Here is a 21,879-nt window from a genome sequence, read left to right as displayed (position 1 = left end):
TCTTCCCGGAGGGGGCGGGGTGCGAGTGACATCGCTCACTTCCCCGGACCCCGGGTGTGCGGCCCGGTGCGCGGGCCCGGTCCGACGGTCCCGGGAGGCGCCCGCCGGGGTGCCCTGGTGTGTTCGCGTCCGCACGTCAAGTGGGTTTTCCGGCAGGGGGGTTGGGGGCCGGCCCTGTGACCGCCGGTCCCCCGGTCTCCCCCTCAGCACTGACAATCGATCCCGGTGCGAGGGCGCGGCCTATGAGCGCGTACGGGCGCCACTACGTAAGCTGTGCCACGTCGAACGGACGAGGGGACGGACATGGCGATGATGCGGCTCCGGCGCGAGGATCCGCGGATCGTCGGGTCGTTCCGGCTCCACCGCAGGCTGGGGGCCGGCGGGATGGGCGTCGTGTACCTGGGGTCCGACCGGCGCGGCCAGCGGGTGGCGCTGAAGGTGATCCGGCCCGACCTGGCCGAGGACCAGGAGTTCCGCTCGCGGTTCGCCCGCGAGGTGTCGGCGGCCCGGCGGATCCGCGGCGGCTGCACCGCCCGGCTCGTCGCCGCCGATCTGGAGGCCGACCGCCCCTGGTTCGCCACCCAGTACGTGCCCGGCCCCTCGCTGCACGACCGGGTCGCCGAGGAGGGTCCGCTGCGGGCCGCCGACGTGGCCTCGATCGGAGCGGCGCTCTCGGAGGGCCTCGTCGCCGTCCACGAGGCCGGGGTCGTCCACCGCGACCTGAAGCCCTCGAACATCCTGCTCTCCCCCAAGGGCCCCCGCATCATCGACTTCGGCATCGCCTGGGCCACCGGGGCCAGCACCCTGACCCATGTGGGCACGGCCGTCGGCTCACCCGGCTTCCTCGCCCCCGAGCAGGTGCGCGGCGCGGCCGTCACCCCCGCCACCGACGTCTTCTCGCTCGGCGCCACCCTGGCGTACGCGGCGATGGCCGACTCCCCCTTCGGGCACGGCAGTTCCGAGGTCATGCTCTACCGCGTCGTGCACGAGGAGCCCCAGCTGCACGGGGTGCCGGACGCGCTGGCGCCGCTCATCAGGGCCTGCCTCGCGAAGGACCCCGAGGACCGTCCCAGCACCCTGCAGCTGTCGATGCGGCTCAAGGAGATCGCGGCGCGCGAGGCCCAGGGGCTGCCGGTCTCCCGGCCGCCGGCGCAGCGGGAGCGCGCCGAGGAGCGGAGCACCGTCCGGCCCACCGAGCGGTACACCGACCGGGACGTGCCCGGCCGTGGCCCGGAGCGTGAGCGGGGTACGGAGCGGGGACGGGGGGCCGGCCCCTCGTCCCGGCCTTCGGCGGGGCCCCGGACCGGTGGCTCGCGAGGGCCTCAGTCCCGTCCGGGGACCCGGCCCGGCGCCCGCTCCACGTCGACCGGGCGCCGGCCCGCCAACCCCCGGCTGCTGCGGCAGCGGCTCTTCGTCTTCGTGGTCGTGACCCTCGTCGTGGCCCTCGGGATCGCCGCCGCGCAGGCCTTGCAGGGGTAGGAGCGCGCCGGCCCCGCAGGGGCGGGAGCAGAGGTGGGGGTCAGGACTCCGGGCGGCCCGTCGCCACCGCGTAGAACGCGACGGCCGCCGCCGCGCCCACGTTGAGCGAGTCGACGCCGTGGGCCATCGGGATGCGGACCCACTCGTCGGCGGCGCGCAGGGCCTGCGTGGACAGGCCGTCGCCCTCCGCCCCGAGCATCAGCGCCACCCGGTCCAGGCGGTGCGGGGCGGCCTCGTCGATCGAGGTCGCCTTCTCGGCCGGGGTGAGGGCGAGGAGCCTGAAGCCCGCCTCCCGTACGGTCTCCAGGCCTCGGGGCCACGCCTCCAGGCGGGCGTACGGGACCGAGAAGACCGCGCCCATGGAGACCTTCACCGAGCGTCGGTACAGCGGGTCCGCGCAGTCCGGGGACAGCAGGACCGCGTCCATGCCGAGGGCGGCGGCGCTGCGGAAGATGGCGCCGATGTTGGTGTGGTCGTTGACCGACTCCATGATCACCACCCGGCGGGCGCCGGCGAGGAGCTCGGCGGCCTCCGGGAGCGGCTTGCGCTGCATGGAGGCGAGGGCGCCGCGGTGCACGTGGTAGCCGGTGACCCGTTCCGCGAGGTCGGGCTGGATCGCGTACACCGGGGCGGGGACCTCGTCGATGACGTCGCGCATGACGTCGACCCACTTGGCCGAGAGCAGCATCGACCGCATCTCGTAACCGGCCTGCTTCGCGCGGCGGATGACCTTCTCGCCCTCCGCGATGAACAGGCCCTCGGCCGGCTCGCGCCTGCGGCGGAGCTCGACGTCGGTCAGGCCGGTGTAGTCGCGCAGGCGCGGGTCGTCGGGGTCGTCGATCGTGATGAGTTCGGCCACGAGGTGATACTGCCTTGTCCGGGGTGTGGTGCCAATGTGTGCGGGGGCGGCCCGTTGTTCGGTCGCCCCCGGTTGCGCGGTTGTCGTCGTGCGTGGGTGTGGGTGTGTGGGCGGGGTTACTTCGTCAGTTTGTCGGGGCCCTCGGTGACCACCTCGCCGATGACGATGACCGCCGGCGGGCGGACCTCCTCCGCCCTGACCGTCTCCGCGACCGTCGCCAGCGTCGCGTCCACCCGGCGCTGGGTCGCCGTCGTCCCCTCCTGGACCAGGGCCAGGGGGGTGTCCGGAGACTTGCCGTGGGCGATCAGCGCCTCGGCGATCTTGCCGATCTTGTCGACGCCCATGAGGATGACCAGCGTGCCCGTCAGCTTCGCCAGGGACGCCCAGTCCACCAGCGAACGCGGGTCGTCCGGGGCCACGTGGCCGCTGACCACCGTGAACTCGTGGGCCACCCCGCGGTGCGTCACCGGGATGCCGGCCGCGCCCGGGACCGAGATCGAGCTGGAGATGCCCGGGACCACCGTGCAGGCGATGCCCTCGGCGAGCAGTGCTTGCGCTTCCTCCATGCCCCGGCCGAAGACGAACGGGTCCCCGCCCTTGAGGCGGACGACCGACTTGCCCGCCTTGGCGTGCTCGATCAGCGCGTTGTTGATCGCCTCCTGGGCCATGAAGCGGCCGTACGGGATCTTCGCCGCGTCGATCACCTCGACGTGCGGCGGCAGCTCGTCCAGGAGGTCGCGGGGGCCGAGCCGGTCCGCGATGACCACGTCCGCCTCCGCGAGCAGCCGACGGCCCCGGACGGTGATGAGGTCCGGGTCGCCGGGGCCGCCGCCCACCAGGGCGACGAAGGGGGTGCGGGAGCGGTGCGCGGGCGCGGCGATCGAGCCGTCTCGGAGGCCCTCGACGATCGCGTCGCGCACGGCGGCGGAGCGGCGGGGGTCGTGGCCGGTGAGCACCGCCACCGTGACGCCCGCGTCCCTGCCCGTCGCCGGGGTCCAGGCCGTCGCCGCCTCGGCGTCGTCCGCGCGCACGCACCAGGTCCTGGTCCGCTCCGCCTCGGCGGACGCGGCGGCGTTCGCCGCCGGGTCCGTGGTCGCCACCAGGGCGTACCAGGCGTCGGCCAGGTCCCCGTCCTCGTACCGGCGCTTGATCCAGGTGATCTCGCCCGTCTCCGCCATCGCGTCCACGGACGGGGTCGCGGACGGGGAGATCAGGGTGATGTCGGCACCCGCGGCGATGAGGGCCGGGAGTCGGCGCTGGGCCACCTGACCGCCGCCGAGGACGACGACGCGGCGGCCGGCGAGGCGCAGTCCGACGGGGTAGGCGGGGTGCTCGGCGTTCTCGGCGTTCTCGGCCATGGGTGAGCGGCTCCTCGGAGAGCGGGCGGTGCGGTGCGGTGCGAGGGGGCCGCTGCGGCGGTGGAGCGGCTCGTGCACGATCACGATAGCTGTGACCTGGGGTGGGGAGGGTGTGACGGTCGTCCCCCGCCGGTGAGTGTGGGGTGCGCCTTCGCCCATGGGCGTGTGGTGTGGCCCTGCCCGTGGGCGTGGGCGTGGGGACGCTCCGGAACCGGGTTCGGGACCGCATGATTTACGGCGCCTTCGGGGCCATGAATGCTCAAGGCGCGTACGCGCCACACGTCACGCTTGACGGCCCGAACCCGGTTCCTGCGCGTCCCCCACTTCCGTCGTGGGTGGGGGACGCGTCGGTGGTGCTACTTCTCGGTGACTCCCGCCGAGTCGAACGTGGCCACCTCGTGCATCGCCCGGGCCGCGCTCTGGACCAGGGGCAGGGCCAGCAGGGCGCCCGTGCCCTCGCCGAGACGGAGGTCCAGGTCGACCAGCGGGCGCAGGCCCAGCTTGTTGAGGGCCGCCACGTGGCCAGGCTCGGCGCTGCGGTGGCCCGCAATGCACGCCGCGAGCGACTCGGGGGCGATGGCGCGGGCGACGAGGGCCGCCGCGCCCGTGGAGACGCCGTCCAGGATGACCGGGGTACGGAGCGAGGCCGCGCCCAGGATCAGGCCCACGAGGGCCGCGTGCTCCAGGCCGCCGACCGCCGACAGGACGCCGATCGGGTCCGCCGGGTCCGGCTTGTGCAGGTCGAGGGCGCGCCGGACCACGTCCACCTTGCGGGCGTGCGTCTCGTCGTTGATGCCGGTGCCCCGGCCCGTGACCTCGGCGGCGTCCACGCCCGTGTAGACCGAGATCAGCGCGGCGGACGCCGTGGTGTTCGCGATGCCCATCTCGCCCGTGAGCAGTGCCTTGTTGCCGGCTGCTACGAGGTCGCGGGCCGTTTCGATGCCCACCTCGATCGCCGCCAGGACTTCTTCGCGGGTCATGGCCGGGCCCGTGGTGAAGTCGCCCGTGCCCGGGCGGACCTTGCGGGGCAGCAGACCGGGAGTGGCGGGGAGTTCCGACGCCACGCCCACGTCGATGACGCAGACCTCGGCGCCCACCTGGTTCGCGAAGGCGTTGCAGACCGCTCCCCCGCCGAGGAAGTTGGCCACCATCTGGCCCGTGACCTCCTGCGGCCACGGGGTGACGCCCTGGGCGTGGACACCGTGGTCGCCGGCGAAGATCGCCACGGCGGCCGGCTCCGGGATCGGGGGCGGGCAGACGCGGGAGAGACCCGAGAGCTGTGCGGAGATGATCTCCAGCATGCCCAGCGCCCCGGCGGGCTTGGTCATGCGCTTCTGCCGCTCCCACGCCTCGCCGAGCGCCTTGGCGTCCAGCGGGCGGATGTTCGCGACGGTCTCCTGGAGCAGGTCGTGCGGCTCCTCGCCGGGCAGCGCGCGGCGGCCGTACGTCTCCTCGTGGACGACCCAGGCCAGCGGGCGGCGCTTGGACCAGCCCGCCTGCATCAGCTCGGGCTCCTCGGGGAACTCGTCGACGTAGCCCACGCAGAGGTACGCGACCACTTCGAGGTGCTCGGGAAGGCCGAGCGTACGGACCATCTCGCGCTCGTCGAAGAAGCTGACCCAGCCGACGCCGAGGCCCTCGGCGCGGGCCGCGAGCCAGAGGTTCTCGACGGCGAGCGCCGAGGAGTACGGGGCCATCTGCGGCTGCGTGTAGCGGCCCAGCGTGTGGCGGCCGCCCCGGGTGGGGTCGGCGGTCACGACGATGTTCACCGGGGTGTCGAGGATGGCCTCGATCTTCAGTTCCTTGAACTGCTTCGCCCGTGCCTTCGGCAGCGACTTGGCGTAGGCCTCGCGCTGACGCTGGGCCAGCTCGTGCATCGTCTGCCGGGTCTCGGCGGAGCGGATGACGACGAAGTCCCAGGGCTGCGAGTGGCCGACGCTGGGCGCGGTGTGGGCCGCTTCGAGGACGCGCAGGAGCACCTCGTGCGGGATCGGGTCGCTGCGGAAGCCGTTGCGGATGTCGCGGCGCTCGCGCATCACACGGAGGACGGCCTCGCGCTCGGCGTCGTCGTAGCCCGGGGCCGGGGAGTCGGGGCGGGTCTCCGCCTGCTCCTCCGCCGGCTCTTCCGCCTGGGCCTCCGCCGGCTCCTCCGCCTGGACCTCGGCCGGCTCTTCCGCCTGGACCCCGGCCGGGGAGTCGGGCGCCGGCTGGTCGTCGGCCTCGGGGGCCGGCGCGGGTTCGGTGATCGGCTCCGGCTGCTCCTCCGCGACCACGGGGGGCTGCTCCGTCACAGCCTCCACCGGCGCTTCCGCCGGCTCTTCCGCCGGGGCCTCCGTGGGAGCTTCGACCGGGGTCTCCACCACGGCCTCGACGACGGCGGGCTGCTCGACGGGCTGTTCGATCGCGGGCTCCACGAGGACCTCCGCCACCGGCTCCGCGAGCTCGGGGGTGATCTCGGGAGCGGCCTCGGCCTGGACCTCGGCGGGTGCGGCTTCGGTGGTCGGGGGCTCCACCGGCTGGGCCGGGATCGGCTCCTGCACGGGCTGTACGGGCTCGGCCGGGGCCTCTGCGACGGGTTCGGCCGCCTGCGGCTCGGCGACCTGCACCGGTTCGGCGGCGGGCTCGCCCTCGCGGGGCGCGGGCACGGTCGCCTGAGCGTCCACGACCTCCGCCTCCGCGACGGGCTCGGCGGCCTCCACGACGGGCTCGACCACCTCGGCCGGGGCCTCCGCCACCGGCTCCACGGACGCCTCCGCCACGGGCTCCACGGGCGCTTCCGCCACCGGCTCGGCCGGGAGCGACGGCTCCTCGGCCGGAGCCTGCTCCGCGATCGGCGCCGACTCGGCGACCTGGGGCGCCTCGGCGGGGATCGGGGCCAGGTGCGGGGTCGTCGGGACGGAGCCCTCGACCTGGACGAACTGGGCCGTCGGCGGCACGACCGTTTCTGCGGGTGCCTGCGGCGCGGCCGGCTCCTGCGGCTGCGCGACCCACGGTTCGGCGCCCTGCGGGGCGAGCTGCTGGTCCTGCGCGATCTCGAAGTACTCGGGGCCGGTGGTCGGCGGGCCCGGCGTCCGCACCGGCATCGGGGCGGGGGCCGTGGCCACGACCGGCTCGGGGACCGGCGCGGGCTGCGGGGCCGGAGCGGGTGCGGTGGCCGGCCCGCGGTCGGCGAGGGAGAGCACGACGCCACCGCCGGCCTCGGGCACCGGCGGGCCCATGTGCAGCGGGCGGCGGGCCGGCTGCGGGGTCGGGGCAGCGGCCGGCGGGGGCACGCGGACACCGCCGAGGTCGACGGAGCCGGAGTCGCGGCCGGCCGCCTCGTGGGCGCCGGTGTCGAGGATGCCGGGCTCGTAGCCGTGCTCGGTGGCCACGGGGACGCCGTGCGCCGGGGTGCCGAGCGGCACGCCCTGCGGCGGGGTCTGGCCCTGCGGGGCGGTCAGCACGTCGGCGAGCGCGACCCCGTCGGGCAGCGGGCCCGTGAGCGGGTCCGGCAGCGGGTCGGTGAGCGGGTCGCCCATCGGGACCTGCGCCTCCGGGACGACGGGGGCCGTCGGCGGGGCCGGGACGGCGACCGGCGGCGCGGGCACGACGCCCGGCGGGTGCTCGCTCCAGGCGCCCTGGGCGCCCGGCATCAGGAGCAGGTCGTCGTCCTCGGTGGTGTGGCCGGAGGGGTCCAGGAAGGTGTACGCGCCCGGAGCGGGGATGCCCGGCTGCTCGACCATGCCTGAGTTCTCCGGCAGCCCCTCGCCCGGGACCTGGCCGGTGTCCGTCATGCGTACCCCTCGCCCATCGCTTGTGCTCCTTCAGACCTGCGCCCGTCGACAAGAACGAGCGCGCGCGCCGCGCGGCACGAAACACGCGCGGACACCCACACATTGTCGCGGCCTTCGGCCATCGTGGCAGGGAGATCTGCCACGGTGCGCTGTGGACTGCGCCACGTCGCGCGGTCCCCCCGTTGTCAAGTACCACATCAGTGGCACAAAGCGGCCACCAATTCGGGACATTGGCGAACAGAGTGCCGAACATCCCGGTGCGGTACAACAATCGGCCAGCCTACCCTGCCCCGGTGGGGCGGCCTGGTCATGGGGCGCGATCGATCCTGCGCCCGGACAGCAGGAAGACGACCGAGCGCTCGCGTTCCGACCAGTCGTCCGGGTCGAGTCCGACGGTCTGGAGGAGGACGGTCTCGACGGCGTAGCCGCCGTCGGCGAGGGCGGTGGCGATCGCCTCGGCCTCGTCGCGGGTGGAGGCGTGGACCACGATGCGCTCCGGGCGCCGGTCGGTGCAGGCGGTGACGACGGGGACGCCGCCGGCCGCGATCCGTACGACGTCGGGTTCGGGCAGGCTCTCCAGGACGTGCGGGGCGCGGCCCGGGACGGTCTGGAGGAGGACCCCGTGACGGCGGGCGGCCCGTTCGGTGCGGGCGCAGGCGGCCGGGTCGGCGTCCACGGCGATGACGGCGGCGCCGAAGCGTGCGGCCTCGACGGAGAAGGCGCCGCCCGCGCAGCCGATGTCCCAGACGAGGTCGCCGGTGCGGGGCCCGAGGCGGGCCAGTTGGGCGGCTCGGAGGGCGGGGTCCGCGCCGGCGCCGGTGTGGGCCGGTCCGGTTCCGGGGCCTTCGCCCTCGGAGTCGTACTCCTCGGTGGGAAGGCCCCAGCCGCGTACCGTGCGCGCGGCCGGGTCCTGGCCCATCAGCCAGGGGGCGGTGGGGGTGCCGCCGAGCGCGCCGCCGATGACGAGGACGACGTTCGGGTCGCGCCAGGTGTGGTCGGCGGCCTTGTCGGAGGTGAGGACGGAGACCTGTTCGCGGTCGGTGCCGAGCTCCTCGCAGACGACGAAGGTGCGGTGGACGCCTTCGAGGAGGAGGGCGAGTTCGGCCGGTCCCGCGCCGGGTGAGGTGAGGACGGCGACCTTGGGGTGGGCGCGGCAGACGTTGACGGCGCGGCGCAGGGTGCGCTGGTGGGCGACGACGATCCGGGCGTCCTCCCAGGGCATGCCGGCGCGTGCGAAGGCGGCTGCCACGGACGAGACGGCGGGGACGACCTCGACCTCCAGGCCGTGCTGGGGGGCGCGCAGGGTGCGGACGACGCCGAAGAAGCCGGGGTCGCCGTCGGCGAGGACGACGGCGGTGCCGCGGTGGCCGGCGATGCGGCGGGCGGCGAGGTCGACGCTGCCGAGGCGGATGCGTTCGGCGCCCGGCGGCACCTCGGGCAGCGTCAGGTGGTGGCCGGCGCCGGCCACGAGGGTGGCGGCGGAGAGCGCGGACCGGGCCGCCGCGGTGAGGGGCGAGCCGTCCCAGCCGATCACCGTGACGCGGTCGGCCATCGTCGTCTGTCTCCCTGGTGTCGTCGCAGGTCGGGGGCGTGCCGAGCGTACCCCGGGATCGCTGTGGGGCTCAGCTCCAGTCGGTGTACGAGGAGTAGCCGGCCTCGGCCATCTGGTCGGCGACGCCGTCGAGGTCCTCGGGGAGGAGGCCCCAGACGATGAAGTCGGTGCGCAGTTCGGTCCAGCTGCCGTCCTCGGTGCGGGTGCGGGCTATGCAGGCGTTGCGCAGGACGCCCTCGCTGATGCAGCCGATCTTCTGGGCGACCTGCTGGGAGGCGGTGTTGTCGGCGGCGGTGCGCAGTTCGAGGCGTTCGAACTTCTGGTCGCCGAAGAGCCACTGGGCGGTGGCGAGCGCGGCTTCGGAGGCGTAGCCCTCGCCGCGGGCCCAGGGGGCGATGATGTAGGACATCTCGGTGGAGCGGATCCGCCAGTCGGTGTTGCCCAGCTGGACGATGCCGACGAGACGCTGGGTCAGGAACTCGGTGACGGCGAGGTCGAGGCCCCGTCCCGCGGTGCGTTCGGTGGGGGCGTACTCGGTGATCCAGCGGTGTGCGGCGGCCTCGGTGTAGGGCTGGGGCACGGCGGTCCAGGCGGCGACCATCTCGTCGTTCATCATCTCGGCGAGGGCGGGGGCGTCCGTCTCCTCGAGCGCGCGCAGCACCAGCCGGTCCGTGTTGATGGAGATGTCCGGGAAGGTGGTAGTCATGCGCAGCTCCATGCCGTGGACCGTCCGAATCGACCGTGAACGCACAGCATGCAGCATGCGGCCGCCGGTGCGCATGGCCGGGTCGGGTGTGCCGGGGGTGTGGGGGTGGGCGTGGCGAAGGCCCCGCGCACCGGACGGGATGCGGGGGGCCTTCTGCCCAAGGACTGTACGGGGGAGCCGGTCTGACGGCCCCTCGGACGCTCGTCCTGCTCGGCGGCCTTACTCGGCGGCGCCGAAGGCCGGGACGACCGAGCCCTTGTAGGTGTCCTCGATGTACTTCTTCACCTCGGGCGAGTTGAGGAGCTTGGCGAGCTTCTGCACGCGGGCGTCCTTCTCGTTGCCCTCCTTGACGGCGAGGAAGTTGGCGTACGGGTTGCCCTCGGACTTCTCCAGGGCGAGGGCGTCCTTCGCCGGCTGGAGCTTGGCCTCGATGGCGTAGTTGCCGTTGATGACGGCGGCGTCCACGTCGTTCAGGGCGCGGGGCACGGTGGCTGCCTCCAGCTCCTTGAACTCCAGGCCCTTCTTGTCGGTGATGTCGGAGAGCTTGGCGTCGGTGCCGACACCGGACTTGAGGGTGATGAGGCCGTTGTCGGCGAGGAGGTGGAGGGCGCGGCCCTCGTTGGTGGTGTCGTTGGGGACGGCGACGGTCTGGCCGGCCTTGATGTCCTTCACCGACTTGACCTTCTTGGAGTAGAGGCCGAGCGGCTCCAGGTGGACGTTGACCACCGGGACGATGTGGGTGTTGTTCTTCTTGTTGAAGTCGTCGAGGTACGGCTTGTGCTGGAAGAAGTTGGCGTCGACCTGGCCGGACTCGGTGGCGGTGTTCGGCAGGACGTAGTCCGTGAACTCCTTCACCTCCAGCTTCAGGCCGGCCTTCTCGGCCAGGTTGTCCTTGACGAAGTTCAGGATGTCGGCGTGCGGCGTCGGGGACGCGGCGACGACGAGGGGCTTGTCGGCGGCGCCGGCCGGGTCCTTGGCGGAGGACGGGTCCGAGGAGGTGCCGCAGGCGGTGAGGCCGAGGGCGAGGGCGGCGGTGGCGGCGATACCGGCGGTGAGCTTGATGTTCTTACGCACGAAGAGTGCCTCTTTCCGGTGGAGCGGTGGAGGCCTGGACAACAAGTCCGGGCTGTTCTTCGACAATCGAAGTCTGGTGTGGCCGGGGGTCGTTACGCGGTGCGGCCCCGGCGGGCGAGGAGTCGGACGACTCCGTCGCCGATGAGCTGGACGACGGTCACGACGAGGACCAGGACGACGACGGTGACCAGCATGAACGTGGTGTCGAAGCGCTGGTATCCGTAGGTGACGGCCTTGGAGCCGAGGCCCTCGCCGCCGACCGCGCCGGCCATCGCGGAGTAGCCGATGAGCACGATCACGGTGGTGGTGACGGCGGAGACCAGCGAGGGCAGGGCCTGCGGGAGCAGCACCTTGCGGACGATGGTGGGGATGCCGCCGCCCATGGCCTGGACGGCTTCGACGAGTCCGTGGTCGACCTCGCGGATCGCCGTCTCGACGAGGCGCGCGAAGAAGGGGATGGCGCCGATGGCGAGCGGCACGATCATCGCGGTCGGGCCGATGAAGGTGCCGACGACGAAGGTCGTGAAGGGGATCAGGGCGATCAGCAGGATGATGAACGGCAGCGAACGCCCGATGTTCACGATCGCACCGACGACCTTGTTCACCGGCCGGTTCTGCAGCAGTCCGCCCTTGTCCGTGAGGACGAGGAGGATGCCGAGCGGCAGGCCGCCGACGATGGTGACGACGGTGGCCCACAGGACCATGTAGAGGGTGTCGACGGTGCCCTGCTCCAGGAGGGGCTGCATCTCGGACCAGGTCACTTGGCACCTTCCTTCACCAGCACGGGCGCGGCGGCCTGCTGTGCGTCGTCTTCCACGAGTTCGACCTGGAGGCCCTGCTCGCGCAGGAAGCCGACCGGGACGACGTTGTCCTCGTACCGTCCGGGGAGCTCGATCCGCATCCGGCCGATCTGCTTCCCGCCGACGGTGTCCATCGCCGCCCCGAGGATCGAGATGTCGATGTTGTACGTGCGGGAGAGCTGCGAGATGACCGGCTGGGTCGCGGCCTCGCCGTGGAACGTGACGTCGACGACGGTGCGGTCGGGGCCCGTGGGGGCGCCGCTGACCGGGAACAGTTCGGCCGCCAGCTGGGAGCCGGGGGTGGCGAGCAGTTCGCCGACGGTGCCGGACTCGACGATGCGGCCCTTCTGCATGAGCGCGGCGGAGTCGCAGATCGTCTTGACGACGTCCATCTCGTGCGTGATGAGCAGGACGGTGAGGCCGAGCTGCCGGTTGAGGTCGCGCAGGAGCTGGAGGATGGAGCGGGTGGTCTCCGGGTCGAGGGCGCTGGTGGCCTCGTCGGAGAGCAGGACCTTGGGGTTGCCGGCGAGGGCGCGGGCGATGCCGACGCGCTGCTTCTGGCCGCCGGAGAGCTGGCCGGGGTAGGACTTCGCCTTGTCGGCGAGGCCGACCAGGTCGAGGAGTTCCAGGGCCCGGCGGGAGCGCTCGGCGCCGGAGACGCCGAGGATCTCCAGGGGGAGCTCGATGTTGTCCTTGACCGTGCGGGAGGACAGCAGGTTGAAGTGCTGGAAGACCATGCCGATGCTGCTGCGCGCCCGGCGCAGGTCCTTGCCGGCGCGGCGGCTCTTTCCGGCCAGTGCGGTGAGGTCGACGCCGTCGACGGTCACGGTGCCGGAGGTGGGGCGCTCCAGGAGGTTGACGCAGCGGATGAGCGAGGACTTGCCGGCGCCGCTCTGACCGATGACGCCGAACACCTCGCCCTCGCGGACGTGGAGGTCGACTCCGTCCAGAGCGGTGACCTGTCGGCCGCGCGACTCGTAGACCTTGGTCAGGCCCGAAGTGGTGATCACAGGGGTTTCCGTCACTGTCGAGTGCGCGACGCGGGGTCCGTCGCGCACGGGGCATTCGTCTTCGGACAGTCAGGCGCACGGGAGGCTGTTCCGGCCGGCTGGTGGCCGGTGGGCAGCGGTGCGCGGGGCAGGCACGGTCCGGCGCCGGGTGGCGGGCGGATCGGCTCGGCCGTCGGGGTCTCGCTTCGGGGCGCGAGGCTCGGCGGGGGCCCTCAGATGGCGCACATTCGACACATACAACGAGCACCGGGCGTCGTGTTCGCCTCGGTCGCAAGGGTGCGGTTGCTCGTCGTGGTCATGGCTGCAAGTAAAACATGCGCAGCTGCGAAGGGAAGCGGTCCGTCCGAATAGCGGACATCACTGAGACGCCAGGCGGACGCGCCGGGGACGGCGCGCGGTGCGCCTTCTCGGGCGTGGCCTGGCGCGAGCCGTCTCCGCTCCGGCCGTGGCGGGGACCGCCGCGGGGCACGGGATGTGGCCAAGACCACGCGGTGAGCGGGGCGCCGGGGGAGCGGGGGGCGAGCGCATCGGGGCGTTCGGGCCGTAATACCCTCGGGCGCATGCTTGACGCCCTGACGGTCGCGGTCTCCGTGGCCGCGCTCGCCCTCGCCGCCTGGTGCGGCTTCGCCGCCTTCCGGGACCAGTCGACCAAGGACTGGCACTTCGTCGGCATGGCCGTGGTGACCTTCCTGGTCCTGGTCCAGCTGATCGTCGGCATCGTGCAGCTGGCGCGCGGCGAGAAGGCCGAGGAGGGCACGACGATCTTCGTCGCCTATCTGCTCGGCGCGCTGTGCGCGGTGCCCATCGCCGGTTTCATGTCGCTCGCGGAGCGCAGCCGGTGGGGTTCGGCGACGGTGGCGGCCGGCGCGGTCGTCCTGGCCGTGCTCGAAGTGCGCCTCTACGACATCTGGACGGTGGGCTGACCATGACCGAGACGCAGGAGAAGACGGCGGGCGCGAAGACCCGTCTCGTCACCGGCCCTGGCATGCTGCTCGTCTGGCTGTACGGCGTGATGTCGGTCGGCGCGGTCTCCCGCTCGATCTACCAGATCGCCACCGAGTTCGACCGCGCGCCGCTGGCGTACGCCCTGTCGGCGGTGGCGGCGGTCGTCTACGTCTTCATCACGTACACGCTGGTACGCGGTGGGGAGAAGGCCCGCAGGGCGGCGCTGGTGTGCTGCGCCGCCGAGCTCGCGGGCGTGCTGATCGTGGGGACCTGGACGCTGGTGGAGCCGTCCGCCTTCCCGGACGCCACGGTCTGGTCGGACTTCGGCTACGGCTACGTCTTCATCCCGGTGCTGCTGCCGCTGACCGGCATCTGGTGGCTGCGGAGGTCGAAGGCCGCCTAGGCGGCCTTCTCCAGGGTCACCAGGGTGAGCTTCGGGCCGAGCTCGCGGGTGGCGACCTGCTCGTACCCCTTGCTGCGGTAGAGGCGCAGATTGCCCTCGCTGCGGTGGCCGGTGAAGAGCTGGAAGCGCTTGGCGGACGTCGTCGCCTCGGTGGTGGCCGCGAAGTGGCGCTCGATGCCGTCGAGGAGCCGGCCGCCGAGGCCGTGCCGCCGCATGCGCGGGTGGACGATCAGCTTGGCGATCCGCACGGTGCCGTCCTCGTCGAGGCGGGCCCGCACGGAGGCGACGACCTCGTCGCCGAGCCGGGCCACGAGTCCGTGTCCCTCGGCCAGTTCGGCGCGCAGGGCGTCGAGCGACTGGGTGAGGGGCTCGATGGACCAGTCCCCGTACAGCTCCGCCTCGCTCTGGTAGCAGAGGTACTGCAGCTTCAGGATGTGCTCCGCGTCCTGCGCGTCCGCTGCTGAGATGGTCACACTCAGGCCCATGTGTGCACGCCTCCCGCTCATCTGTCGATCATCGGTTTACCGCACCCTTCCCCGTCGACCGGGGGCGGGAACCTCCGCAGCCAGCATTCTGCGCAGGCATCCCAGGCAACGGGAACGCATCGGCCCCAGACTGCCCTGTGAGATACCCAACTCCCCTGCGATTTCGCGGTAGGTGGGGTCCCCCGGGTCGAGCATCGCGGTGAGCACCTTCGGGCAGCGGCCGGGGGTCCTGGTGACGGCGGCGCGCAGGGTGCGGCGGCCCTCGGCGACCAGCAGGGAGTGCTCCGGGGAGCCGTGGGGCTCGGCGCCGCCCGGCTCGTGGGCGGGTTCGTCCCGGTAGGGGCGTTCCCGGTCGTGGGTCCTGCGGGCGCGGCGCGCCTCCGCGCGGACGGCGCGGCGCAGCCATTCGGCGGGCCGTTCGGGAGCGGCGCCGGTCTGCCGGAGCTGCTCCAGGAGGCGGAGCCAGACGGCCTGTTCGAGGTCGCCCGGATCGACGCCGGCGGCCGGCGCCTCGGCGTCGGACTCGGCGGAGAGGAGGGGGGCGAGGGCGGCGAGGAGGCCGGAGGCGGGGAGGCCGGAGGCGAGGAGGCCGGAGGCGGGGAGGCCGGAGGCGGGGAGGCCGGAGGCGGGGAGGCCGGAGGCGGGGAGGCCGGAGGCGGGGACGACGGCTTGGTCCTGGGCGTCCGGGGCCTCGGAGGCGGGGGCGGCGGCTTGGTCCTGGGCGTCCGGGGCCTCGGAGGCGGGGGCGGCGGCTTGGTCCTGGGCGTCCGGGGCCTCGGGGGCGGTCTCGGGGTCCTGGACGGCCAGGGCCTTTGGTGCGGGGGCGGTCTCGGGGGTCGTCATGACCGGCACGATGCCGGGGTGCGCGGTCGTGGTTGCGGTACGGCGCGTAAACCACCCGGGAGGGGGTCGTACGGTCCGGCGGCCCGGCCGTACGGCCCCCTCTTCGGATCAGTCGGATCAGTCGCGGGCGGCGAGGTCCGCGGCGGCGAGCAGGGCGGTGTCCGGGTTGTCGGAGAAGATGCCGTCGATCCCCGTCTCCAGGTACCGCTTGAGCGCTCCGAAGGCGTCGCCGTACGCCGTCGGGTCCGTGCCCTTGCGGAAGTCCGCGGGCAGGAAGGTGTTCTCGTTGCGGTGCGTGTACGGGTGGAGGATCAGCCCCTCGGCGTGCGCGTCGCGGACCAGGGTGGTCGGGGTGCCGAGCCGGCCGCTCGCGTCCTTCGGGATGACCAGGTCGAGCGTGGGGCCGATGCCCTGCGCGTACGAGGCGATCCAGGCGAGGCCCTCGGGCGTGACCAGGTCGGCGACCGTGCGCGGGTCCCCGGCCTCGACGAAGTCCCAGGGGCGGCTGCTCGCGCCCGAGAGCAGGACGACGCCGGGGGCGTCGACCAGCTTCGCCAGGCGCTGGATGCTGCTGGGCTCGAAGGACTGGAGGAAGACGGGGGAGTTCGCGCGGTGGCGTCCGTAGCGGCGCAGGAGCTTCGCGAGCGGCTCCTCCAGGCCGAGGCCGAGGGAGCGGAAGTAGCTGGGGTGCTTGGTCTCGACGTGGAGCCAGATCTCGCGGCCCCGGCGGCGGCCCTCCTCCTCGGCCCAGCGCAGCACCTCCTCGAAGGTGGGGACCGTCCAGCGGCCGTCGTAGAGGGTGTTCTCCTGGCGGGTGCCGGGGATGCGCTCCTTGGCCCGCAGGGTCTTGAGCTCGGCGAGCGTGAAGTCCTCGGTGAACCAGCCGGTGAGCGCGACGCCGTCGACGGTCTTGGTGGTCCTGCGGGAGGCGAACTCGGGGTGGTCGGCGACGTCGGTGGTGCCGGTGATGTCGTTCTCGTGGCGGCAGACCAGGTGCCCGTCCCGGGTGGGGACGAGGTCCTGCTCGACGACGTGGGCGCCGAGGTCGAGGGCGTGCCGGTAGGAGCCGAGGGTGTGCTCGGGGCGGTAGCCGCTGGCGCCGCGGTGGCCGATGACGGTGGGGACGGGGAGGGAGCGGTAGCCGTGGCCGCGGCCGGGCGTGCGGTCCTGGCCGACGGCCTGCGCGGTGCCGGTGCCGGCCGCGAGGGCCGTGGAGGCGCCGAGGACGGTGGCGCCCGCCGCTCCGAGAACCGTCCGCCGTGCCGGGGTCCGGCGTTCGCCCTGGGTCATGAGGGATCCTCCTGTGTGAGCCGCGGTGTGATGTCCCGCACCTGTCAACTGTTGTCCCCGACGCTAGGCAGCGGGGCCCTACGGGCGGCAGACCTCGGCGGAACATGGCGGAAACACGCGTCAACACTGTGTATCCGCTCGGTGAACCCGATGTGCGCGTGAGGGTGACCCGCGAGTATCGTCGCCAGCTGCAACCGTCGTCTCGACAACTCGACCGACCCGCTTCCCACCGGAGGAACCGTTGTCCCGTCTCGCGATCATCAAGGCAGTGCTCGGGCCGGTCATGCGCCTGATGTTCCGCCCCCGCGTGGAGGGCGCCGAGAACATCCCCGGGACGGGTCCCGTGATCCTCGCGGGCAACCACCTGACCTTCATCGACTCGATGATCATGCCGATCTGCCTGGACCGTCCGGTCTACTTCATCGGCAAGGACGAGTACGTGACGGGCAAGGGCCTCAAGGGCCGGGCGATGGCCTGGTTCTTCACCAGCGTCGGCATGATCCCGGTGGACCGGGACGGCGGCCGCGGCGGTGTGGCGGCGCTGATGACGGGCCGTCGGGTGCTGGAGGAGGGCAAGATCTTCTCGATCTACCCGGAGGGCACCCGCTCCCCCGACGGCCGGCTGTACCGGGGCCGTACGGGCATCGCGCGGCTGACCCTGATGACCGGGGCGCCGGTGGTGCCGTTCGCGATGATCGGCACCGACAAGATCCAGCCGGGCGGGGCGGGCTTCCCGCGCCCGGGCAAGGTGACGGTCCGCTTCGGCGAGGCGATGGAGTTCTCCCGCTACGACGGGATGGACCGCGACCGTTACGTCCTGCGGGCGGTGACGGACTCGGTGATGGCCGAGGTGATGCGTCTTTCCGGCCAGGAGTACGTGGACATGTACGCCACGAAGGCGAAGGCGGCGTAGCGGCTCCGCCGAAGACGGGCACTCGGGGGCGGCGTTCCGGAAGGGGCGCCGCCCCCGTCGTCTTGTGCCCACCCGTTCCGCCCTGCGGAACGATTGCCCACAACGGTCCGGTCACTTCTCCAGCTTCTGGCCCCTGAGGAGGAACCAGGCCGCGACCGCCGTCGCGAGGAGGACCGCCGCGCCGACGCCGGCCGCGATCCGCAGGCCGTCGACGAAGGCGTCCTGGGCGGAGGAGACCAGGGCGGTCGCCGTCGCGGGGGCGAGGCCGCCGGAGGCCTCGACCGCGCCGCCGAGCGACTCGTGGGCGGCCGAGGCGATGTCCGAGGGGACGCCGGCCGGGGTGACGAAGCCCTGGTAGACGCCGGTCACGATGGAGCCGAGGACGGCGATGCCGAGCGCGGCGCCCAGTTCGTACGCGGTCTCGGAGACGGCGGAGGCGGCTCCGGCCTGCTCCTTCGGGACGCTGGAGAGGATCACGTCGGCGGTCACGGTGAAGGCGAAGCCCGCGCCCACGCCGACGACGAGGAGGCTCGCGCCGAGCAGCGGGTAGCCGGTGTGCTGGTCGAGCGTCGTCAGGACGGCGAGGGAGAGGCCGACCGCCGCGAGACCGCCGGCCACCACGGACCGTACGGAGAAGCGGCGGGCCACGACGCCGGCGACCAGACCGGCCGTCACGGCGCCGATCGCGGCCGGCAGTTCGGCGAGACCGGCCTCCAGGGGCTGGCGGCCCTGGACCAGCTGGAAGAACTGGGACAGGAAGAACACCAGGCCGGAGAGGCCGAGGATGGTCAGCAGGTCGGCGAGGACGGCGCCGGAGAAGCCGCGGTGGCGGAAGAGCCGCATGTCCAGGAGCGGCGCGGGCAGGGTGAGCTGCCGGCGGACGAACCAGGTCAGGGCGGCGGCACCGATGAGTGCGGCGACGCCGGCGTCCGGGGAGAGGCCGTGGGAGGCCAGCTCCTTGACGGCGTATACGACCGCGATGACGCCGACGAGGGACAGGGCCACGCTGGGCAGGTCCCACGGGCCGGGGTTCGGGTTCTTCGACTCGGGGATCAGCTTGGCGCCGACGAGGACGAGGACGGCCATGACGGGCAGGTTGATGAGGAAGACCGAGCCCCACCAGAAGTGCTCCAGGAGGAACCCGCCGACGACGGGTCCGACGGCGGCGCCGGCCGAGGCCATGGCGCCCCAGATGCCGATGGCGAGGCTGCGCTCGCGCGGGTCGTGGAAGAGGTTGCGGATGAGCGCGAGGGTCGACGGCATGAGGGTCGCGCCGGCGACGCCGAGGAGGGCGCGGGCCACGATCATCATCTCGGGGCTGGTCGCGTAGGCGTTCAGGACCGAGAGGGCACCGAAGGCGGTGGCGCCGATCAGCAGCAGCTTCTTGCGGCCGATGCGGTCGCCGAGGCTGCCCATGGAGACCAGGAGCCCGGCGATGACGAAGGAGTAGACGTCGCCGATCCAGAGGAGCTGGGTGCCGGAGGGCTTGAGGTCCTCGGAGAGGAAGGGGGTGGCGAGGCCGAGCACCGTGGCGTCGACCGCCACGAGGAGGACGGCCAGGACGAGCACGGAGAGGGCGAGCCACCGGCCGGGGCGGCGCACGCCCTCGATATGGCTCTCGGTCCTGATGCTGGTGGTCACTTCTCCACGCTCCTGCGCGCTCCGCCGAGCAGCAGCTCGGCGATCATGTACTGGAAGTCCTTGGCGGCGACCCGGCCGTCCTGCACGGCCCAGGCGCCGGAGCCGATGAGCCCGTAGAAGGCCTCGGTGAGCCAGGCGGGGGTCAGGTCGATGCGGAAGACGCCCTGTTCCTGTCCGCGCCGGAAGAGCGCGGAGACGCGGGCGTCGAGGCGTTCCCAGCCCTCGTTCTGCTGGTCGCCCTCGAAGAGCTGGTTCTCGGTGACGAGGAACGACAGCAGGGGGGCGACGGGCTCGACCTCGGCGACGAGCCGCCGTACGGCCTCGTCGGCGGGCCCTTCGCCGGTGCGGGCCCGGTCGTGGGCCGCCTCCAGCTCCTGGAGCCCGAGCTCTTCGAGCGCCCGCACCAGGGCGTCCCGCCCGGCGAAGTGCCGGTGCAGCGTGGCCCGCCCGATCCCGGCGGCCCGGGCGACCTCGTCCATGGTGGCGGTCGCCTTGCGGGTGAGCAGGGCGGCGGCGGCACGGAGCACCTGGGTGCGATCGACTGACATGAGACAAGCGTACACCGCGTGAGACATCAGTGTCTCATTCGATATTTCAAAGCCTCACTGAGGGCAGGGACGGAATGCTGTGATCATGACGAAGCCACTGCTGCTGATCGACGTCGACGGGCCGCTGAATCCCTATGCGGCGCGGCCCGAGCGGCGCCCGGCGGGGTACGAGACCCACCGGATGAGCCCGACGGGCTGGACGGGGGCGAAGCCGCTGCGGGTGTGGCTCCATCCGGAGCACGGCGGCGAGCTGCTCGCGCTGGCGGAGGCGTACGAGCTGGTGTGGGCGACGACCTGGAAGGGCGAGGCGAACGACTGGATCGGACCCCGGCTCGGGCTGCCGGAGCTGCCGTACATCGACTGGTCCCGGATGCACGGAAAGGCCCCTCGCGGGACCTTCTGGAAGACGCAGTACATCCTGGAGTACGCGGCGGGGCGGCCGTTCGCCTGGATCGACGACGACATCACCCCGTACGACCACGAGTACGTGGAGCAGAACCACCTCGCCGCCGCCCTGTTGCTGCGCGTCGACGAACGGATCGGGCTGACCCGGCCGGACTTCGACGCGCTCGCGGAGTGGGCGGCGGCGCTGTGACGTGCTGAGGGCTACTTCTTGGCCTCGGCCCAGGCGTGCTGGATCACCAGGTCCGCCTTGACCTCGATCAGCTGGGTGGCGACCGCCGAGGGGGCGGTGCCGCCGCGGCCGTCGCGGGAGGCGAGGGCGCCGGGGACGTTGAGGACGGTGCGGACCTCGGGGGTGAGGTGCTCGGAGATCTTGGCGAACTGCTCGTCCGTGAGCTCGTCCAGCTCCTTGCCCTCGGACTCGGCGACCTTCACGCACTCGCCGGCCACCTCGTGCGCCACGCGGAACGGCACGCCCTGCTTGACCAGCCACTCGGCGATGTCGGTGGCGAGGGAGAAGCCGGCCGGGGCCAGTTCCTCCATGCGGTCGCGGTTGACCGTGAGCGTCGCCATCATGCCGGTGAAGGCCGGGAGCAGGATCTCCAGCTGGTCGCAGGAGTCGAAGACCGGCTCCTTGTCCTCCTGGAGGTCCCGGTTGTAGGCGAGCGGGAGGGCCTTGAGGGTGGCCATCAGACCGGAGAGGTTGCCGATGAGGCGGCCGGACTTGCCGCGCGCCAGTTCGGCGATGTCCGGGTTCTTCTTCTGCGGCATGATCGACGAGCCGGTGGAGAAGGCGTCGTGCAGGGTCACGAAGGAGAACTCCTTCGTGTTCCAGATGATGATCTCCTCGGCGATCCGCGAGAGGTTGACGCCGATCATCGCCGTGATGAAGGCGAACTCGGCGACGAAGTCCCGGGAGGCCGTGCCGTCGATCGAGTTGCCGACCGAGCCCCGCTCGAAGCCGAGGTCCTTCGCCACCGCCTCCGGGTCGAGCCCGAGGGAGGAACCCGCGAGGGCGCCGGAGCCGTACGGGGAGACGGCGGTCCGGGTGTCCCACTGCCGCAGCCGCTCGGCGTCCCGGGAGAGGGACTGGGCGTGGGCGAGGACGTGGTGGGCGAAGAGCACCGGCTGGGCGTGCTGGAGGTGCGTGCGGCCGGGCATGGCGACGTCCGGGTGGGCCTCGGCGAGGCCCACGAGGGCGTCCTGGAGGTCGGCGACGAGGCCGCCGATGATCCGGGCGTGGTCGCGCAGGTACATGCGGAAGAGGGTCGCGACCTGGTCGTTCCGGGACCGGCCGGCGCGCAGCTTGCCGCCGAGCTCGGCGCCGAGGCGCTCCAGGAGGCCCCGCTCCAGGGCGGTGTGGACGTCCTCGTCGGCGATGGTGCCGACGAAGGAGCCGTCGGCGACGTCCGCCTCCAGCTGGTCGAGCCCGGCGAGCATGCGGGTCAGCTCGTCCTCGGTGAGCAGGCCGGCCTTGTGCAGCACGCGCGCGTGGGCGCGGGATCCGGCGATGTCGTACGGCGCGAGACGCCAGTCGAAGTGGACCGAAGCGGAGAGCTTCGCCAGGGCCTCGGCGGGGCCGTCGGCGAACCGTCCGCCCCAGAGCCGGACGTCACCGTTGTTGCTGCTCACTGCTGCTCCTCGATCGAACGTGGGCGGATGACGCGGGGTCGATACTGTTAGGCATAACTATGCGGAGCGCCGTATGTTTTGTCAATCAGGGTCTACGGGTGCCCCTCCCGGACACCCTCTCCCGCGCGGCGCGCGCGGAGGGCCCGACACCGCGAGGGCCACCCGA

Annotated in this window: 18 protein-coding genes and 1 pseudogene; 5 read left to right on the top strand and 14 right to left on the bottom strand. The window is 72.9% G+C overall.

Translation table 11 applies throughout. The annotated features are described in order from the left end of the window. Nucleotides 1–303 precede the first annotated feature (303 nt). On the top strand, nt 304–1,479 hold the full coding sequence (locus BLW86_RS30610; RefSeq protein WP_093877036.1) for a serine/threonine-protein kinase: 1,176 nt from the start codon (nt 304–306) through the stop codon (nt 1,477–1,479). 40 nt (nt 1,480–1,519) lie between these two features. Here BLW86_RS30610 and BLW86_RS30605 read toward each other — a convergent pair whose 3' ends face one another. The 8 genes from BLW86_RS30605 to BLW86_RS30570 all read right to left on the bottom strand — a co-directional run bounded on the left by BLW86_RS30605 (nt 1,520) and on the right by BLW86_RS30570 (nt 12,611). Continuing rightward, nucleotides 1,520–2,338 carry a TrmH family RNA methyltransferase gene (locus BLW86_RS30605; protein WP_093877035.1) on the bottom strand — a complete coding sequence of 273 codons (819 nt, stop codon included), beginning with the start codon at nt 2,336–2,338 and terminating at the stop codon, nt 1,520–1,522. Nucleotides 2,339–2,454: 116 nt separating this feature from the next. Continuing rightward, nucleotides 2,455–3,696, bottom strand: coding sequence for a uroporphyrinogen-III C-methyltransferase (cobA, locus tag BLW86_RS30600; RefSeq protein ID WP_093877034.1), 1,242 nt, complete (start codon nt 3,694–3,696; stop codon nt 2,455–2,457). Between the two features lie 356 nt (nt 3,697–4,052). Beyond that, nucleotides 4,053–7,469: a nicotinate-nucleotide--dimethylbenzimidazole phosphoribosyltransferase gene (gene cobT / locus BLW86_RS30595; RefSeq protein ID WP_093877033.1), complete on the bottom strand. Its 3,417-nt coding sequence runs from the start codon at nt 7,467–7,469 to the stop codon at nt 4,053–4,055. Nucleotides 7,470–7,776: 307 nt separating this feature from the next. Beyond that, the gene (gene cbiE / locus BLW86_RS30590; protein WP_093877032.1) at nt 7,777–9,021 is read right to left on the bottom strand and encodes a precorrin-6y C5,15-methyltransferase (decarboxylating) subunit CbiE; all 1,245 of its coding nucleotides are present in this window, start codon (nt 9,019–9,021) and stop codon (nt 7,777–7,779) included. Nucleotides 9,022–9,091: 70 nt separating this feature from the next. Next, nucleotides 9,092–9,727, bottom strand: coding sequence for a GNAT family N-acetyltransferase (locus BLW86_RS30585; protein ID WP_093877031.1), 636 nt, complete (start codon nt 9,725–9,727; stop codon nt 9,092–9,094). Between the two features lie 219 nt (nt 9,728–9,946). After that, complete coding sequence (locus tag BLW86_RS30580) at nt 9,947–10,801, bottom strand: MetQ/NlpA family ABC transporter substrate-binding protein (RefSeq protein ID WP_093877030.1); 855 nt, start codon at nt 10,799–10,801, stop codon at nt 9,947–9,949. 92 nt (nt 10,802–10,893) lie between these two features. Next, nucleotides 10,894–11,562 carry a methionine ABC transporter permease gene (locus BLW86_RS30575; protein WP_093877029.1) on the bottom strand — a complete coding sequence of 223 codons (669 nt, stop codon included), beginning with the start codon at nt 11,560–11,562 and terminating at the stop codon, nt 10,894–10,896. Next, nucleotides 11,559–12,611, bottom strand: coding sequence for a methionine ABC transporter ATP-binding protein (locus BLW86_RS30570; RefSeq protein WP_177181790.1), 1,053 nt, complete (start codon nt 12,609–12,611; stop codon nt 11,559–11,561). The genes BLW86_RS30575 and BLW86_RS30570 overlap by 4 nt, the downstream gene beginning before the upstream one ends. A gap of 560 nt (nt 12,612–13,171) precedes the next feature. On the opposite strand from BLW86_RS30570, the gene BLW86_RS30565 reads away from it, so the two are divergent. Both BLW86_RS30565 and BLW86_RS30560 read left to right on the top strand, forming a co-directional pair. Next, on the top strand, nt 13,172–13,534 hold the full coding sequence (locus BLW86_RS30565; RefSeq protein WP_093877027.1) for a hypothetical protein: 363 nt from the start codon (nt 13,172–13,174) through the stop codon (nt 13,532–13,534). Between the two features lie 2 nt (nt 13,535–13,536). Beyond that, nucleotides 13,537–13,959: a hypothetical protein gene (locus tag BLW86_RS30560; RefSeq protein WP_093877026.1), complete on the top strand. Its 423-nt coding sequence runs from the start codon at nt 13,537–13,539 to the stop codon at nt 13,957–13,959. Here the strand turns inward: BLW86_RS30560 and BLW86_RS30555 are convergent. The 3 genes and pseudogenes from BLW86_RS30555 to BLW86_RS30545 form a co-directional block, all read right to left on the bottom strand. Further along, nucleotides 13,956–14,444, bottom strand: coding sequence for a GNAT family N-acetyltransferase (locus tag BLW86_RS30555; protein ID WP_093877025.1), 489 nt, complete (start codon nt 14,442–14,444; stop codon nt 13,956–13,958). The genes BLW86_RS30560 and BLW86_RS30555 overlap by 4 nt on opposite strands. A 36-nt stretch (nt 14,445–14,480) precedes the next feature. Further along, nucleotides 14,481–15,002, bottom strand: a pseudogene (locus BLW86_RS30550) (sigma-70 family RNA polymerase sigma factor); the annotation flags it as partial. 402 nt (nt 15,003–15,404) lie between these two features. Then, a complete protein-coding gene (locus BLW86_RS30545) occupies nt 15,405–16,577 on the bottom strand; it encodes a glycerophosphodiester phosphodiesterase (RefSeq protein WP_093877024.1) in 1,173 nt (390 codons plus the stop codon). Nucleotides 16,578–16,818: 241 nt separating this feature from the next. Here BLW86_RS30545 and BLW86_RS30540 point away from each other — a divergent pair, with 241 nt between their 5' ends. Further along, entirely contained in the window at nt 16,819–17,490 is a 672-nt protein-coding gene (locus tag BLW86_RS30540) for a lysophospholipid acyltransferase family protein (RefSeq protein WP_093877023.1), read from the top strand. Between the two features lie 111 nt (nt 17,491–17,601). On the opposite strand, the gene BLW86_RS30535 is transcribed toward BLW86_RS30540, so the two are convergent. Together BLW86_RS30535 and BLW86_RS30530 are read right to left on the bottom strand one after the other, a co-directional pair. Then, complete coding sequence (locus BLW86_RS30535; protein WP_093877022.1) at nt 17,602–19,131, bottom strand: MFS transporter; 1,530 nt, start codon at nt 19,129–19,131, stop codon at nt 17,602–17,604. Beyond that, nucleotides 19,128–19,679, bottom strand: a complete 552-nt coding sequence (locus BLW86_RS30530; protein WP_256341471.1) for a TetR/AcrR family transcriptional regulator — start codon at nt 19,677–19,679, stop codon at nt 19,128–19,130. Before BLW86_RS30530 ends, BLW86_RS30535 begins: the two co-directional genes overlap by 4 nt. Nucleotides 19,680–19,764: 85 nt before the next feature. Between BLW86_RS30530 and BLW86_RS30525 the strand changes: the two genes are divergently transcribed. Then, entirely contained in the window at nt 19,765–20,274 is a 510-nt protein-coding gene (locus BLW86_RS30525; protein ID WP_093878956.1) for an HAD domain-containing protein, read from the top strand. Nucleotides 20,275–20,285: 11 nt separating this feature from the next. On the opposite strand, the gene argH is transcribed toward BLW86_RS30525, so the two are convergent. Then, a complete protein-coding gene (gene argH, locus BLW86_RS30520; protein ID WP_093877020.1) occupies nt 20,286–21,713 on the bottom strand; it encodes an argininosuccinate lyase in 1,428 nt (475 codons plus the stop codon). Between the last annotated feature and the right edge of the window lie 166 nt (nt 21,714–21,879).

Origin of the sequence: Streptomyces sp. TLI_105, assembly GCF_900105415.1 — a bacterium.
Taxonomy (GTDB): Bacteria; Actinomycetota; Actinomycetes; order Streptomycetales; family Streptomycetaceae; genus Streptomyces.
Note: the sequence above shows the minus strand (reverse complement) of the source record. Positions and strands in the feature narration are given on the sequence as shown.

What these genes read in the sequence shown, in the direction of transcription:
- BLW86_RS30610 (WP_093877036.1), top strand. Translation starts at nt 304, where the DNA reads ATGGCGATGATGCGGCTCCGGCGCGAGGATCCGCGGATCGTCGGGTCG.
- cobA (WP_093877034.1), bottom strand. Translation starts at nt 3,696, where the DNA reads ATGGCCGAGAACGCCGAGAACGCCGAGCACCCCGCCTACCCCGTCGGA.
- cobT (WP_093877033.1), bottom strand. Translation starts at nt 7,469, where the DNA reads ATGACGGACACCGGCCAGGTCCCGGGCGAGGGGCTGCCGGAGAACTCA.
- cbiE (WP_093877032.1), bottom strand. Translation starts at nt 9,021, where the DNA reads ATGGCCGACCGCGTCACGGTGATCGGCTGGGACGGCTCGCCCCTCACC.
- BLW86_RS30585 (WP_093877031.1), bottom strand. Translation starts at nt 9,727, where the DNA reads ATGACTACCACCTTCCCGGACATCTCCATCAACACGGACCGGCTGGTG.
- BLW86_RS30565 (WP_093877027.1), top strand. Translation starts at nt 13,172, where the DNA reads ATGCTTGACGCCCTGACGGTCGCGGTCTCCGTGGCCGCGCTCGCCCTC.
- BLW86_RS30560 (WP_093877026.1), top strand. Translation starts at nt 13,537, where the DNA reads ATGACCGAGACGCAGGAGAAGACGGCGGGCGCGAAGACCCGTCTCGTC.
- BLW86_RS30555 (WP_093877025.1), bottom strand. Translation starts at nt 14,444, where the DNA reads ATGGGCCTGAGTGTGACCATCTCAGCAGCGGACGCGCAGGACGCGGAG.
- BLW86_RS30545 (WP_093877024.1), bottom strand. Translation starts at nt 16,577, where the DNA reads ATGACCCAGGGCGAACGCCGGACCCCGGCACGGCGGACGGTTCTCGGA.
- BLW86_RS30530 (WP_256341471.1), bottom strand. Translation starts at nt 19,679, where the DNA reads ATGTCAGTCGATCGCACCCAGGTGCTCCGTGCCGCCGCCGCCCTGCTC.
- BLW86_RS30525 (WP_093878956.1), top strand. Translation starts at nt 19,765, where the DNA reads ATGACGAAGCCACTGCTGCTGATCGACGTCGACGGGCCGCTGAATCCC.